Source organism: Cellulosimicrobium sp. So1_17 (assembly GCF_055181235.1).
Genome location: NZ_CM143702.1, coordinates 2760441 through 2773864, shown reverse-complemented (window position 1 = coordinate 2773864; position 13424 = coordinate 2760441). Strand labels below are relative to the sequence as shown.

Sequence of the window (13424 nt, the reverse complement as noted above, 5' to 3'; positions counted from 1 at the left end):
GCGCGCGGCCAGAGCGGGTCGTGGACGAGGGGCTGCTCGCCGGTGGTCACCTCTCGACCTGGGCCCGTCGACGGCCGACCGCCGCGGTCCCGTCAGGACGCGAGCGTCGCGACGAGCGTCGCCAGCCCGAACCCCGACTGCCCCAGGGTCCCGGTCCACAGCCGGTGGTCGGAGATCCACAGGACGACGCCACCCAGCGTCATGAACCCCGCGGTGTACAGCACGAGGGTGCGGCCTTCGTCGATGAGCCCCTGCGCGGCGAGCACGACGCCCAGCACGGTGCCGGCACCGAGGAAGATGTTGTAGAACGCGACGTTGAAGGCCCACAGCGTGACCTCGGGCGGCGACGACTGCTTGCGCAGCAGGAACTGCTGGGCCCAGGGCCGGTGGAAGAAGAAGGCCTCGACGACTCCGACGCCGACGTGCAGGACGCCGGCGGCGACGGCGAGGACCTGGGCGAGCGTGCTCATGGGAGCTCCTCCCGGTTCTGCGGCGCGAACGAGCGGGCCAGGCGACGGGCGCCGTCCCCGTCCAGGTGGGCGAGGGCTGCAGGTCGCCCGGTGAGCAGCAGGAGCAGCGCGGTCATGGAGCCGGTCACCTGCTGGCCCTCGCCGCGGTGCCACGGCACGTCGGCGGCGACGAGGTGGAACCCGGCCAGCCGTCTCCGGGCGCGGAAGGGGAACGACACGGCCCATACGCGCTCGGCCGCCTCGCGGGCCGCGACCTGCGGGGCGGGGACCTCGATCCCGAGCGCGACGGCGACGTCCTGCGTGTGGACGAGCGCGTCGACGAGTGCGACGCGCGGGGTCGTCCCCGGCGCGAGTCGGCGGGAGCCGGCGGTCGCGCGCAGGGTGGCGAGGACGTCCTCGCGAGGACGCGACCCGGCCTCGCGCGTGAGGAGGTCCATCATCCGGTCGAAGCTCCCGTGGCCACGGACCAGGCCGCGGACGAGCGCGCCGCGCGTCGAGGTGGGGGCGAGGGTGAGATGGGCGGCGACGTCGTGCACACGCCACCCCGCGCACATGCTGGGGCGTTCCCAGTCCGCGGGGCCGAGCCCGGTGACGAGGTCCACGAAGGAGGCCCGGGCGAGCGCGACGGCCGCCCACACCTCGTCCTCCGTCATCCAGTAGTCGGGTGCACTCATCGGAGCGCCTCCAGAACTGATACGATGATCTGACTACTTTAGTCAGTCGGACTGACGATGGTCAACCCCTCGACCCCGCGGAGGCGCCCGTGAGCCGACAGGGCGAGCTCAACACCGGACTGCTCCTGTTCATCCCCTACCGCGCGCTCGAGCTGCGGGTCTACACCGCGGTCCGGGACGCCGGGTTCGACGACGCGACGCCCGCGCAGCTCCGGGTCTTCCAGCGCATCGGGCCGCGCGGCACGCGGCTCACCGAGCTCGCGGAGGCGGCGGAGATCACCAAGCAGACCGCGGGCTTCCTCGTCGACCAGCTCGAGGCGGCCGGGTACACGGAGCGCGTCCCCGACCCGGCCGACCGCCGGGCGCGCCTCGTGCGCGTCACGCCTCGTGGCGAGGCGGCGTCCCGGGTCGCCGCGGCGGAGCTCGCCCGCGTCGAGGCGGAGTGGACCGCCCATCTCGGCGCGCGCGGCATGGCCTCCCTGCGCCGTCAGCTCGAGCGCCTGCGGGAGATCACCGACCCCTGGGCCTAGGGCGTGTCTCTCAAGTCGGGTGACCGCGTCCCATCTCTGGACGGGGCAGAATTTCGGCTGTGATCAGGGTTGGCTTCACGCGCAGCATCCAGGACAACTACGAGGCGATCGTGGTGCTGGACGTGGAATCGGGAGACACGATCGAGTTTCAGCGTGCGCTGGCCCACGACCCGCAGAACGTGGCCCTGGGCCAGAACACCTACGCGATCGTGCGTGGTGGTGCCGCCGTGCACTACGGCGGCCTCGTGCGGGTGGACGTGCAGGACGGCGTCCTTGCGCTCGAGCTGGAACCTGAAGCAGCAGCGGTGCTCGAGTTGCCCGCCGTGGTCGAGCTCGTCTTGGACAATGCAGCAGCCGGGATCATCGAGCAGCATCTGCCTCGGATCGTGGCGCCGACCGGATGATCACGCTCTCGCAGCGGTCATGCTCTGGCCTCACTGACTAGCTCGTACCTGGACACGATCTCGAGGTTCTGTCACAGTCCAGCAGCACCGGAAGAGCCCCTCGGGTCGCCGCCCAGTTCACGGCCGTCGCTCTGTAGGAGCAACGCCAACGTGGCGCCAGCCTCGGCCGCGCCGCGCGCATGGGTGACAAGGATGTCCACCAAGGCGGGAGCGACGTCAGGCAGCGACGTGGCGAAGCGGTCGAACCCGAGGAACACCAGCGCCAGGCCCGCGGCCGACGGCTGCCAGCCGTACTCCCGTGCGACAACGTCTGACAGGCAGTCGTTCAGTGCATCGAGATTCCGGCCGTAGTAGCCGGGAAAGTCCAACGACCCTGCGAAATCGCGATGCACTTCCGCGCCCGTCGACCAGGAACCAGCGTCAAGAATCACTACCTGAAACCCTCGGGCAGTGAGCTCCTCCACGGCCTCATCGAGCACGGAGCGCTGCGAGAACACCGTCACCGGGAGACTCGTCAACTGGTCAGGAGCCTGACCTCCCGAGGGGACCGCTCCAGACGAGGATGTGCTCACCCACGAGATGCTACGTAACTGGCTTCTTGGGAGACACGCCCTAGCGCTCTACGAGTGGAACGTTGACCTTGCCTCGGCGCTACTGCGCGACCTCAGTCACCTCGAGGTCGGGATCCGCAATGCCTACGACAGAGCCCTCCTGCAGCACCCCGTCGTTGGCGGAGGTGACTGGCTGGAGCCGCCGATCTACACCTCGCTCTTCCCGCCCCATTGGGTCCTCGACCGAGCGGGAAACCAGCAGGACAAGAACGCGACACCGAGGAACCAGATCAAGAGCGCGCGCAAGGCGGCCGGCTACACCGCCACCGGCACCGTGCCGCGAGGCAAGGTAATCGCCGAGCTCATGTTCGGCTTCTGGTCCTACCTCACCGACAGTCTGCACGAGAAGACGCTCTGGGTGCCCGTGCTGCACGACGCGTTCGTTCCCGGGTCCGACCGATCAAAACTCCATACGGCCATGACCGACCTTCGTGAGCTCCGAAACCGTGTCGCACACCACGAGTCGGTCTTCGAACAGAACCCTGAGAACGTTCGCCGCAGCATCATCTTCGTCGCCCGACACCTGTCACCTGACCTGCAGAGCCACCTCGCTGCCACGAGTCGAATCCCGGAGGTCTTGGGCGCGAAGCCTTGACGGCGGTCGCTCAGCCACTTCCCGACAGCTATGTACCCGACGTACCAACGATGTAGTGCCGAAGTTGGTGCTTGGATCGATCGATGACCTGCTCATCCTGAGCGCTTCGCCCGTAGATGGCACGATCGCCTCGTGACCGATCCTGCACAGCCCTCGCCTGCTGTCCACCTCACGAGCGGTGCCGTCTTCACGGATGGCGGTGACCAGCCGTACCTGGAGGTCCAGGAGTGGTCCGCGCCCGTCAGTCTCTTCGTCGGGCGCAACGGAAGCGGTAAGTCGAAGACCGCGATGGCACTATCGCAGGGCGATCGGACGCGTCTCTTGTCCAGCGACCGCCTGGCCGGCATTCAGACTTTCGATCGGTACTTCGACGTCAGTTACCCCGGAAAGATGCTCGGGCTGATGGTCAGGCCGGAAAGTGTCGAGAACATTCGGGGGGTGACAGCTCCGTTTGGAGTGGGCGCTGACGAGTTGTATCTACTTCACGACCGGCCCGATCTAGCCCTACGCGTCGCCTCGTTCATCGCCACCACCCTCGGTCGGGAAGTGGACATCGCGCGCTTCACCGACGGGTACCTCGACCCGGTCGTTAGGGTCGGGACACTGGAGTACTCGCTCCTGCGCGACGAAGGACACGGCCTGCGAGAACTGGTCATCCTGCTCGCGGCGACCTATCGCGACGACTGGGACCTGCTTGTCGTCGACGAACCGGAACTCCACCTGCACTCCGCACTGACTCGGCTCTGGTACGCCGAACTCGTCAAGGAGTGCGAAACCACTAACCGCCACGCGGTCGTGGTCACGCACGAGGCGTCACTCGTACAACCGACCAGCCGCACCGACCTTCACGCCATCTGGCACTTCGCACACGGGCGCGCGCCGATGAACCTCGGCGAACAGGTGAAGACCGAGTACCGGGACGAAGCGATCGCCCACTCACTCAGGGCAAACCCTGCGCTGGTCAGCGACCTGCTCTTCAGCCCGAGACCAGTGCTCGTCGAGGGAGCCCTAGACCACCTGGCCGTGAAGATCGCGATCGCGCGAACTCAGGAACACTCCTCAGCGGTGCAGACAGACGTCGTGCAGTGCGGGACCAACAACGTCGTTCCTGTGTGGCTAGACCTGTGCTGGGCCCTAGGGCTCGACGCACGGGCGGTCTACGATCTCGACTCCATCTTCGAGCAGCGCGTACAACAGTCGATGGACCGGTGCGAGGCCGTCCGCAACGCCTATGGCAAGGCCTTCCTCGCCGATCCGGCGACCACCCCGGAAGTCATCAGACCCTTGATCCAGGCTGCCAACAAGCACCAAGTGCCGGCCAACCCGAAGGACCGCGCCGCCTGGCTCGCCGCCCTGACCAACGACGACGAGCGAGCCGGACTGGTCGAGCGCCGCGATAAACTGCTTCGCCTGTGGAAGGAGCAAGGGGTGTGGGTCCACCCCCAGGGGAACCTCGAACAAGTGCTCGGCCTCTCACCGGAGGACAAGGGGCGTGAAGCGACCACAACGGCCGCTAACGAGAGCGGGCCCCTCGATGCCGTCGCAAACTGGGTCGCCTATCAGCTCGACACCACGAGCAGCACGTTTGAACTGCTCTCGGCAGCTGTACGCGGCTGGGCCACCAGTATCCAGCTCCAGGTCCGGAAGAACGCCGCGTTCAGCCTTTCTGGGACTCACCCACCGACGGGCGCCAGACCCTTACTGCGTGTGGAACCACTGGAACCTGGTCGGCACCGCATCACGGTCACAGGACTCGATGGCTTCAATGACTACTGGATGGATTTCACCCCGGAGCTCGCCGTCGCTTCCATGAATCTCCAGCCGCCCGCGAGCCCAGTTTCGCACCGATAACGTACGTTACGTCGGGTTTGGGCGATCTCCGCCGGCCCGGCCTTCGAGGATGGCGGTGAGCTCGTCGGCGCGGGGGAGTGCGGCTTGCTCGTCTGGGGGCAGGCTGTCGTAGGTGTAGTTGGCGACGGCGAGGGGTGCGGGTGCGCCGGCGAGGGCGTAGCGGACGACGGCTTCGTTTCGGCCGGCGACGAGGAGGATGCCGACGGTGTGGGCGTGGCGGTCGGGCTTGCGCAGGCGGTCGTCGACGAGGGCGACGTAGGTGCCGAGCTGGCCGACGTGTCCTGACTCGAACTGGCCGATCTTGAGCTCGACGACGACGTAGCGCAGCTGGTCGACGTCGAAGAGCAGCAGGTCGATGACGAGTTCGTCGCCTGCGACGGTGAAGCGGACCTGGCGGCCGACGAGGCCACGCCGTGTCCGAACTCGAGCGGGGTGTCTTGGAGCTTGTCCATGAGGGCTTGTTCCATGTCGCGTTCGTGGACGCGTCTGGTGAGGCCGAGGTGGTCGAAGACGTAGGGGTCGCGCACGAGCTGTTGGGCGAGCTCGGAGTCTGCTGGGGTGAGTTGGGTGGTGAAGTTCGTGGGTGCGGCGCCGATGCGCTGGTGCAGGTGGGAGGCGATCTGGTTCTCGAGCACGGCTCGGGACCAGCCGTGCTGCGGCGGCCTGGGCGGCGTACCAGTCGCGTTGGGCGAGGTTGTCGAGGCGGGTGAGCAGGACGGTGACGTGGCCCCAGGGCAGTTGTGCAACAGCTTGTTGCACGAACGCTTCCTCGTCGGGCTAGGTGTGATGTCCAGGGAGGTTGGTCAGCCGGCTGACCGGTGGCTGGTTGCCGATCGCGCTGTGGAGCCTGTGGTGATTGTAGAAGTGGAGCCATCCGGGTAGCGCGGCGCGGCGTTCGGTCTCTGAGGCGTAGAAGCGGGCGTAGGCCCACCCGTCGGCGAGCGTGCGGTGGAAGCGTTCGATCTTGCCGTTGGTCTGCGGGCGGTAGGGCCGGGTTCGCTTGTGCTTGATCCCCAGCCTTGTGCAGGCGTCGCGCCAGGCGTGGGAGCGGTAGGCCGACCCGTTGTCGGACAGCACCTGCTCGACGTGCACCCCGCGTGCGGCGAACCAGGTCACGGCGCGTTCGAGCACGTCGACCGCGGTTGCGCCCTTCTCGTCGGACCGGATCTCGGCGTAGACGAGTCGGGAGTGGTCGTCGATCACGGTGTGCAGGTAGGCGGTGCCGATGCTCGGGTTGCCCTTGGCCGTGCGGCCTGTGCGTAGAGCGGTTGCTGCTTGGTTCCGGTAGCCCTGTTGCCGCCCGACGTAGCGCCACCCGCCCCCGTCGGGGATATTGCCGAACTTGGTGACGTCGACATGGATCAGTGAGCCGGGATGGTCATGCTCGTAGCGGCGCAATGGTTCGCCGGTGACCCGATCGATCCGGGTGAGCCGGTTGATCCGGCACCGCACCAGCACCGCATGGACCGTGGAGGCGGGCATGTGCAGGCGCCCGGCTATCTGGACCGGTCCCAACCGGTGTCGCCACCGCAGCCGCACGACCTGCTTGACCAGATGTTGCGGGGTGCGGGTCGGGCTGTGGTGCGGGCGCGAGCTGCGATCGGCCATCCCGGCCACGCCCTCGGTGCGATACCGCTCGGCCCACTTCCTCGCGGTGCGGGCCGAGACCATGAACATCTTCGCCGCGGCCGTGTAGGTCCAGCCGGACTCGACGACCAGCCGCGCCAGCCGCAGTCGTGTTCTAGGGGTGAGCAGGGCGTTAGCGTGTGACACGAAGGCCTCCGGCGGGTGGAAGTGGTTCCTCGACAGCTCCACTTCACAACCGGAGGCCTTCGTCATCCGGTAACCCGCCCCCGTGTCGTCATCACGGGACCCGGACAACCTCCCTGGACATCACAGCTAGTCAGTGAGGCCAGAGCATGACCGCTGCGAGAGCGTGATCATCCGGTCGGCGCCACGATCCGAGGCAGATGCTGCTCGATGATCCCGGCTGCTGCATCGTCCAAGACGAGCTCGACCACGGCGGGCAACTCGAGCACCGCTGCTGCTTCAGGTTCCAGCTCGAGCGCAAGGACGCCGTCCTGCACGTCCACCCGCACGAGGCCGCCGTAGTGCACGGCGGCACCACCACGCACGATCGCGTAGGTGTTCTGGCCCAGGGCCACGTTCTGCGGGTCGTGGGCCAGCGCACGCTGAAACTCGATCGTGTCTCCCGATTCCACGTCCAGCACCACGATCGCCTCGTAGTTGTCCTGGATGCTGCGCGTGAAGCCAACCCTGATCACAGCCGAAATTCTGCCCCGTCCAGAGATGGGACGCGGTCACCCGACTTGAGAGACACGCCCTAGGCGCACCGACCCGCTGCGTCGTCGACGCGGTCGAGGCGAACCACCCGATGGGCGGCGTCGACGGTGCCGCGTCGGTGGGCGACGACGAGGGTGGCGCGGCTCGGCGAGGTGGCGAGCAGCTCCATGCGCCTAATCCCGCCGTCCGGGCCCGTCGCGAGCCGGCCTGGGTGCACGGCACCGCACGGTGGCGCAGGCGGATGGTTCGGGACGAGAATGAGAATGATTCTAAGTTCTGTTAACCTGCCGCCAGACCGCCCAGCGGCTCTCTGTCCCCATCGGAAAGGAGTGGGTTCCGCACGCCTGCACGCGGAGCCCGACCCACGCATGACCCTCACACGCCACCGCACCCGACCGCTCGCCGCGCTCGGGATGCTCCTCCCGCTCGCGCTGATCGCCGCCTGCTCGTCCGGCGAGCCCGCCGCCGAGGAGGCCCCGAGCTCGCCCGCCGCGGAGGAGACCGCGAACGAGCCGAGCGAGGCCTCGTCCCGCACCCCGCGCCTCGCCGTCACCTACGACGGCGGCATCCAGGTCCTCGACGCCCAGACGCTCGAGGTCCTGGAGGACTTCGAGCTCGACGGCTTCAACCGCCTCAACGGCGCCGGCGACGGCCGCCACCTCCTCGTCTCGACGACGGGCGGCTTCCAGGTGCTCGACGGCGGGGCCTGGGCCGAGCCGCACGGCGACCACTCGCACTACTACACGGCGGACCCCGAGCTCACGGACGTGATGTTCGACGCCGAGAAGCCGGGCCACGTCGTCGTGCACGCCGGGCGCACCGCGCTCTTCGACGACGGCACCGGCGAGATCACGGTCCTCGACTCCGGCGACGTCGCGGACGAGTCCCGCGAGGCGCGCGAGCTCACGACGCCGGAGGCGCACCACGGCGTCGCCGTCGAGCTGTCCGACGGCACGCTCGTCGTCTCCGAGGGCACCGAGGACGCGCGCACCGGCATCCGCGTGCTCGACGCCGAAGGTGCCGAGATCGCCGCGTCCGACGAGTGCCCCGGCGTCCACGGCGAGGCCGTGGCTGCGGACGAGGCCGTGCTCATCGGCTGCGAGGACGGCGTCCTCGTCGTCAAGGACGGCGAGATCACCAAGGTCGCGAGCCCTGACGCGTACGGCCGCATCGGCAACCAGGCCGGCAGCGAGGAGTCGACGGTCGTCCTCGGCGACTACAAGTCGGACCCCGACGCCGAGCTGGAGCGCCCCACGCGGGTCTCGCTCACCGACACCGCGACGGGCGAGCTGACCCTCGTCGACCTCCCGTCGAGCTACACGTTCCGCTCCCTCGCCCGGGGCGACGCGGGAGAGGCCCTCGTGCTCGGCACGGACGGTCAGATCCACGTCGTCGACCCGGCGACCAAGCAGCTCGTCCGCTCCATCCCGGTGGTCGACGCGTGGGAGGAGCCCGAGGAGTGGCAGTCGCCGCGACCGGCGATCTTCATGCTCGACGGCTCCGCCTACGTCACCGACCCGGCGAACCAGGCGATCCACGCGGTCGACATCGAGACCGGCGAGGTCTGGAACACGGTCGAGCTCGACGTCGAGCCCAACGAGATCAACGGGGTCTCCGGCGACGTCGAGGCCGGGTCGGCCGAGCACGGCGAGGCCGGGCACTCGGAGGAGGAGCACGCCGAGGCCGGGCACTCGGAGGAGGAGCACTCCGAGGAGGACGCGCACGACCACTCCGAGGAGGACCACGAGCACGCGGACGAGGAGACCACTCCCGCGGGCTGAGCACCTCCACGCAGCACGCACGGCCGCGGTACCCGGTCCGTCGACCGGGTGCCGCGGCCGTCGTGCGTCGCCCTCGGCGGACCCGTCGCCCGCACCCGAACCACCGACCCACGGAGCACCCCATGACCCGCCCCCTCCCGCGCGCCCGCGGCGCCGCCGCCCGCTCCTTCGCCCTCGCCGGCGGTGCGCTCGTCGCCCTGACGCTCGTCGCCGCCTGCGCGCCCGCCGGCGCCGACGACGACGGCGTCGAGGTCCTCGCCTCGTTCTACCCGCTGGAGTACGTCGCCGAGCGCGTCGGCGGCGAGCACGTCGCCGTCAGCAACCTCACCCCGCCCGCGGCCGAGCCGCACGACCTCGAGCTCTCACCGGCGCAGGTGCGCCAGATCGGGAGCTCCGACCTCGTCGTCTACCTGTCGGGGATGCAACCCTCGACCGACGAGGCGATCGCCGCACGGGACCCCGAGAACGTGCTGGACACCGCAGAGGCCGCCGGCCTCGAGGCCGGGCCCAACGGCTCCGCGGCCCCGGCGCCGGAGGGCTCCGTCCTCGACCCGCACTTCTGGCTCGACCCGACGCGGCTCGCGACCGTCGGGCACCAGGTCGCCGAAGAGCTCTCCGCGATCGACCCCGACCACGCCGACGACTACGCCGCCAACGCGCAGGCGCTCGAGGACGACCTCGTCGTTCTCGACGAGGAGTACGCGACGGGGCTCGCGGCGTGCGCGGGCGCGACGCTCGTCGTCTCGCACGCGGCCTTCGGCTACCTCGCCGAGCGGTACGACCTGGTCCAGGTCGGCATCTCCGGTATCGACCCGGAGGCGGAGCCGTCGCCCGCCCGGCTGCGCGAGGTCCGCGGCGTCGTCGAGGACGCGGGGGTGGAGACCCTGTTCTTCGAGGTGCTCGTGAGCCCCAAGGTCACCCAGGCCTTGGCGGACGACCTCGGGGTGAGCACCGACATGCTCGACCCGCTCGAGGGGCACACCGACGAGGAGGCCGACTACCTGGAGACCATGCGCGCGAACCTCGACGCCCTCCGGCAGGGTCTGGTGTGCGAGGCTGCGGGCTGACGGCCCCGCTCCTCCGGAATCCCGTGAGATGCTCGGGCGTTCCACGGACGGAGGAGGTGGTCGTCGTGCAGAGGATGACGCGGCAGCGCGCGGTGCTGCTCGAGGCGATCGACGCGCAGGCCGGCTTCCGCAGCGCGCAGGACATCCATCAGGACCTGCGCGCCCGGGGCGACGCGGTCGGTCTCGCGACCGTCTACCGCGGGCTCCAGGCGCTGTCGGAGGCCGGCGTCGTCGACACCCTGCGCACCGCGGAGGGTGAGAACCTGTACCGCCGGTGCGCACGGACCGAGCACCACCACCACCTCGTCTGCCGCTCGTGCGGACGCACGGAGGAGATCGACGGCCCGAGCGTGGAGAGCTGGGCCCGCACGGTCGGCTCGTCGCACGGCTTCGTCGACATCGAGCACGTCGTGGAGCTCTTCGGCACGTGCGCGACGTGCCGTGCCGAGGCCTCCGACGCTGGCTGAGGCGCCAGAAGTCGCGCGAAACTCCGCGTGTTCCCTAGTGTTGTCCCCGGTGCACGGCCCCTCGGCTGGCACACTGAGACCGTGACGACGCGTGGTGACCACCGCGCGTCGTGAACCGAGGAAGGGATTCGCATGTCGCTCAACAAGTCCGAGCTCGTCTCGGCCATCGCCAGCAAGGCCGACCTGTCGAAGGCGGACGCGGAGAAGGCCCTCAACGCCTTCCAGGAGGTGCTCATCGAGTCGCTGGGCAAGGGCGAGGCCGTCAAGGTCACGGGCCTCCTGTCCGTCGAGCGCGTCGAGCGTGCCGCCCGCACGGGTCGCAACCCCCGCACGGGCGAGGAGATCTCGATCCCGGCCGGCTACGGCGTGAAGATCAGCGCCGGCAGCCTGCTCAAGAAGGCCGTCGCCAAGTGACGTCCCGCTGACCGAGCCGTCACCGGCCGGTCGGCGTGACGAAGGCCCGGGTCCCGCGAGGGACCCGGGCCTTCGTCGTGCGCCTCGTCAGGCGTGGACGACGTCCGCGAGGATGCCGGCCTGCGTGAGCCGGGTCCCGATGGCCTGGTCCGCCTCGGAGAACGCCTTGTTCGACCGCGCGACGCCGACCGCGCCCGCCATCGCGCCCTGACCGGTGGGGCGCTGGACGCGCGCGACCAGGGCGCCGCCGTGCTCCATGAAGTCCACCGTGAACACGAGGTGCTGCTGCTTGCCGGCGAACGCGCCGAGCCAGAACGTCTTCGTCCTGCTCCCGCGCTCGACCGACCACTGGCCGCTGCGCTGCGTGGTCACGGTGAAGCCCTGCTCGTGGAGCGCCGTCGCGAGCTGGTGACGGGCGGCGTCGTGGTCGCCGGTGAGGAAGTAGTCGACGGTGGCCATGCGGTGCTCCTGGCGGGTGCGGGGCGCAGGGACGCGCCCGGTCGGGTCCGCGCGACCGCGCGGCGGGTGGGATGCTACCGGTCCGCATCGCGCCGCGCAGTCAGTTGATAACCGTTATCAGTCCTCGTAGACTCGTCCTCCCGACCCCGGAAGGACCTCTCATGGCCGTGCCCAAGCGCAAGCTGTCCCGCTCCAACACCCGCGCCCGTCGTTCGCAGTGGAAGGCGCAGGTCCCGCAGCTCGTGACCGTCGTCGTCGACGGGCGGGAGGTCGCCGTGCCCCGCCGCCTCGTCGCGGGCGTGCGCCGCGGGCTCGTCACCCTCCCCGAGTGACGTGCCGGCCGGGGCCCCCCGGCCGTGAGGCGACGGCGGGCGTGCCCGACGGCGCGGGGGCGCCCGGGCAGGCCGGCGGACGTGTCAGCATCGTCCGGTGACCGAACCGACCACCCGCCGCGCGGTCCGCGCCGCAGGACGACCCGGCGGACCCGAGGCGGTCCACGGGCACGCGCACGGACCCGCCGCCCCCGCCACGCGCCGGGTCCGGCTGACGCTCACCGCGCTGCTCGTGCCGCTCCTGCTCGCGACCCTCGCCGGGCTCGTCGCGCTGTGGCCGGCGGCCGACGACGTCCCCGCCCGCATCCCCGTCGCCGCCGAGGGCAGCTCCGTCCTGCGGGCGACCGTCACCGGGCCGGTGGACGAGGAGACGTCGTCCGTCCTCGCGCGGCTCGACGACGGCTCGCGCGCCGGGGGTGTGGACGTGGGCGGCGACGAGATCACCGTGCAGGCGCCGCCCGAGTACCTCGCCTACGGCTTCGACGAGGGCGACCGCCTGCGCGTGCTGTTCATCGCCGGGGCCGAGGCGGGCGGTGGGACACCGTTCGTCTTCCTCGACTTCGAGCGCGGGCTGCCGATCGGCATCCTCGCTGCGGCGTACGCGCTCGTCGTGCTGGCCGTCGCGCGATGGCGCGGGCTCGCGGCGCTCGCCGGGCTGGCGGGCGCGTTCGCCGTCATCGGCTGGTTCACGCTGCCCGCCCTGCTCACCGGGCAGGACGCGCTCGGCGTCGCGCTCGTGACGTCGTCGCTCGTGATGTTCGTCGTCCTGTACGTCGCGCACGGGTTCACGGCCCGGACGTCGACGGCGCTGCTCGGAACCCTCGTCGGGCTCGCCCTCACGGCGCTGATCGGGTCGTGGGGGTCCGGCGCGTCGAACATCACGGGCCTCACGTCCGAGGAGTCCCTGTGGATCCCGCAGTACGCACCGGCGATCGACATCCAGGGCGTCGTCCTGTGCGGGCTCGTCCTCGCCGGAATGGGCGTGCTCAACGACGTGACCATCACCCAGGCGTCCGCGGTGTGGGAGCTGCGCGCCGTCGCGCCGCTCGCCACGCGGGCCGAGCTCTTCACGCGCGCGATGCGCATCGGCCGCGACCACATCGCCTCGACCGTCTACACGATCGCGTTCGCCTACGTCGGCGCCGCACTGCCGCTGCTCATGGCCGTCTACCTGTCCGACCAGTCGCTCGCGACGAGCCTGACCTCCGGAGAGATCGCGGAGGAGGTCGTGCGCACGCTCGTCGGGTCGATCGGGCTCGTCCTCGCGATCCCGATCACGACCGCGATCGCGGCGGTCGCCGTGCCGGGCTCTGCGTCGGTGGACCGCGGTCCTCGGCCGGCCGAGGTCGTCGAGACGGCGACCGGAGACGTTGCCGAGACGGCGGCCGGCTAGGCCGTCGGGGCGGCGACCGGTGAGGTTGCCGAACCCCGGGTTGTGCGGCACATCGGCCTCCGAACGCCGCAC

Annotated in this window: 17 protein-coding genes and 1 pseudogene; 10 read left to right on the top strand and 8 right to left on the bottom strand. The window is 70.1% G+C overall.

Translation table 11 applies throughout. From position 1 onward, the window contains the following. Positions 1 to 92: 92 nt before the first annotated feature. Both ACZCLJ_RS12115 and ACZCLJ_RS12110 read right to left on the bottom strand, forming a co-directional pair. Positions 93 to 470, bottom strand: coding sequence for a DUF1304 family protein (locus ACZCLJ_RS12115; protein WP_463103867.1), 378 nt, complete (start codon positions 468 to 470; stop codon positions 93 to 95). Next, on the bottom strand, positions 467 to 1144 hold the full coding sequence (locus ACZCLJ_RS12110; RefSeq protein ID WP_463103866.1) for a maleylpyruvate isomerase family mycothiol-dependent enzyme: 678 nt from the start codon (positions 1142 to 1144) through the stop codon (positions 467 to 469). The genes ACZCLJ_RS12115 and ACZCLJ_RS12110 overlap by 4 nt, the downstream gene beginning before the upstream one ends. 89 nt (positions 1145 to 1233) lie before the next feature. Here ACZCLJ_RS12110 and ACZCLJ_RS12105 point away from each other — a divergent pair, with 89 nt between their 5' ends. Both ACZCLJ_RS12105 and ACZCLJ_RS12100 read left to right on the top strand, forming a co-directional pair. Then, complete coding sequence (locus ACZCLJ_RS12105) at positions 1234 to 1674, top strand: MarR family winged helix-turn-helix transcriptional regulator (RefSeq protein ID WP_251152030.1); 441 nt, start codon at positions 1234 to 1236, stop codon at positions 1672 to 1674. 59 nt (positions 1675 to 1733) lie between these two features. After that, complete coding sequence (locus ACZCLJ_RS12100; protein ID WP_463103865.1) at positions 1734 to 2078, top strand: Imm10 family immunity protein; 345 nt, start codon at positions 1734 to 1736, stop codon at positions 2076 to 2078. Positions 2079 to 2149: 71 nt separating this feature from the next. Here the strand turns inward: ACZCLJ_RS12100 and ACZCLJ_RS12095 are convergent, their stop codons facing one another. Further along, positions 2150 to 2581, bottom strand: a complete 432-nt coding sequence (locus tag ACZCLJ_RS12095) for a barstar family protein (protein WP_463103864.1) — start codon at positions 2579 to 2581, stop codon at positions 2150 to 2152. A gap of 61 nt (positions 2582 to 2642) precedes the next feature. Here ACZCLJ_RS12095 and ACZCLJ_RS12090 point away from each other — a divergent pair, with 61 nt between their 5' ends. Both ACZCLJ_RS12090 and ACZCLJ_RS12085 read left to right on the top strand, forming a co-directional pair. Beyond that, positions 2643 to 3284 (top strand): Abi family protein, encoded by a 642-nt coding sequence (locus ACZCLJ_RS12090; RefSeq protein ID WP_463103863.1) that lies wholly within the window; start codon positions 2643 to 2645, stop codon positions 3282 to 3284. A 132-nt stretch (positions 3285 to 3416) separates the two neighbouring features. Next, positions 3417 to 5135 (top strand): ATP-dependent nuclease, encoded by a 1719-nt coding sequence (locus tag ACZCLJ_RS12085; RefSeq protein WP_463103862.1) that lies wholly within the window; start codon positions 3417 to 3419, stop codon positions 5133 to 5135. A gap of 6 nt (positions 5136 to 5141) precedes the next feature. On the opposite strand, the gene ACZCLJ_RS12080 is transcribed toward ACZCLJ_RS12085, so the two are convergent. The 4 genes and pseudogenes from ACZCLJ_RS12080 to ACZCLJ_RS12065 all read right to left on the bottom strand — a co-directional run bounded on the left by ACZCLJ_RS12080 (position 5142) and on the right by ACZCLJ_RS12065 (position 7420). After that, positions 5142 to 5483, bottom strand: coding sequence for a PDDEXK nuclease domain-containing protein (locus ACZCLJ_RS12080; protein WP_463106401.1), 342 nt, complete (start codon positions 5481 to 5483; stop codon positions 5142 to 5144). A gap of 116 nt (positions 5484 to 5599) precedes the next feature. Then, a pseudogene (locus ACZCLJ_RS12075) lies at positions 5600 to 5662 on the bottom strand (hypothetical protein); the annotation flags it as partial. Between the two features lie 250 nt (positions 5663 to 5912). Next, positions 5913 to 6908 (bottom strand): IS481 family transposase, encoded by a 996-nt coding sequence (locus ACZCLJ_RS12070; RefSeq protein ID WP_463106400.1) that lies wholly within the window; start codon positions 6906 to 6908, stop codon positions 5913 to 5915. Between the two features lie 167 nt (positions 6909 to 7075). Continuing rightward, a complete protein-coding gene (locus tag ACZCLJ_RS12065) occupies positions 7076 to 7420 on the bottom strand; it encodes an Imm10 family immunity protein (protein ID WP_463103861.1) in 345 nt (114 codons plus the stop codon). A gap of 387 nt (positions 7421 to 7807) precedes the next feature. Between ACZCLJ_RS12065 and aztD the strand changes: the two genes are divergently transcribed. The 4 genes from aztD to ACZCLJ_RS12045 all read left to right on the top strand — a co-directional run bounded on the left by aztD (position 7808) and on the right by ACZCLJ_RS12045 (position 11168). Further along, the gene (gene aztD, locus ACZCLJ_RS12060; RefSeq protein WP_463103860.1) at positions 7808 to 9220 is read left to right on the top strand and encodes a zinc metallochaperone AztD; all 1413 of its coding nucleotides are present in this window, start codon (positions 7808 to 7810) and stop codon (positions 9218 to 9220) included. Positions 9221 to 9342: 122 nt separating this feature from the next. After that, on the top strand, positions 9343 to 10287 hold the full coding sequence (locus ACZCLJ_RS12055; protein ID WP_463103859.1) for a metal ABC transporter substrate-binding protein: 945 nt from the start codon (positions 9343 to 9345) through the stop codon (positions 10285 to 10287). Between the two features lie 74 nt (positions 10288 to 10361). Beyond that, complete coding sequence (locus ACZCLJ_RS12050) at positions 10362 to 10754, top strand: Fur family transcriptional regulator (protein WP_251152274.1); 393 nt, start codon at positions 10362 to 10364, stop codon at positions 10752 to 10754. 132 nt (positions 10755 to 10886) lie between these two features. Beyond that, on the top strand, positions 10887 to 11168 hold the full coding sequence (locus ACZCLJ_RS12045; RefSeq protein ID WP_021482680.1) for an HU family DNA-binding protein: 282 nt from the start codon (positions 10887 to 10889) through the stop codon (positions 11166 to 11168). A gap of 87 nt (positions 11169 to 11255) precedes the next feature. Here the strand turns inward: ACZCLJ_RS12045 and ACZCLJ_RS12040 are convergent, their stop codons facing one another. Continuing rightward, positions 11256 to 11627, bottom strand: a complete 372-nt coding sequence (locus ACZCLJ_RS12040; RefSeq protein WP_251152038.1) for a hypothetical protein — start codon at positions 11625 to 11627, stop codon at positions 11256 to 11258. A 161-nt stretch (positions 11628 to 11788) separates the two neighbouring features. On the opposite strand from ACZCLJ_RS12040, the gene rpmF reads away from it, so the two are divergent. Both rpmF and ACZCLJ_RS12030 read left to right on the top strand, forming a co-directional pair. Then, positions 11789 to 11959: a 50S ribosomal protein L32 gene (rpmF, locus tag ACZCLJ_RS12035; RefSeq protein ID WP_251152039.1), complete on the top strand. Its 171-nt coding sequence runs from the start codon at positions 11789 to 11791 to the stop codon at positions 11957 to 11959. A gap of 97 nt (positions 11960 to 12056) precedes the next feature. Further along, positions 12057 to 13352, top strand: a complete 1296-nt coding sequence (locus ACZCLJ_RS12030; protein ID WP_463103858.1) for a YibE/F family protein — start codon at positions 12057 to 12059, stop codon at positions 13350 to 13352. Positions 13353 to 13424 lie beyond the last annotated feature (72 nt).

What these genes read in the sequence shown, in the direction of transcription:
- aztD (WP_463103860.1), top strand. Translation starts at nt 7,808, where the DNA reads ATGACCCTCACACGCCACCGCACCCGACCGCTCGCCGCGCTCGGGATG.
- ACZCLJ_RS12115 (WP_463103867.1), bottom strand. Translation starts at nt 470, where the DNA reads ATGAGCACGCTCGCCCAGGTCCTCGCCGTCGCCGCCGGCGTCCTGCAC.
- ACZCLJ_RS12110 (WP_463103866.1), bottom strand. Translation starts at nt 1,144, where the DNA reads ATGAGTGCACCCGACTACTGGATGACGGAGGACGAGGTGTGGGCGGCC.
- ACZCLJ_RS12040 (WP_251152038.1), bottom strand. Translation starts at nt 11,627, where the DNA reads ATGGCCACCGTCGACTACTTCCTCACCGGCGACCACGACGCCGCCCGT.
- ACZCLJ_RS12045 (WP_021482680.1), top strand. Translation starts at nt 10,887, where the DNA reads ATGTCGCTCAACAAGTCCGAGCTCGTCTCGGCCATCGCCAGCAAGGCC.
- ACZCLJ_RS12055 (WP_463103859.1), top strand. Translation starts at nt 9,343, where the DNA reads ATGACCCGCCCCCTCCCGCGCGCCCGCGGCGCCGCCGCCCGCTCCTTC.
- rpmF (WP_251152039.1), top strand. Translation starts at nt 11,789, where the DNA reads ATGGCCGTGCCCAAGCGCAAGCTGTCCCGCTCCAACACCCGCGCCCGT.
- ACZCLJ_RS12050 (WP_251152274.1), top strand. Translation starts at nt 10,362, where the DNA reads ATGACGCGGCAGCGCGCGGTGCTGCTCGAGGCGATCGACGCGCAGGCC.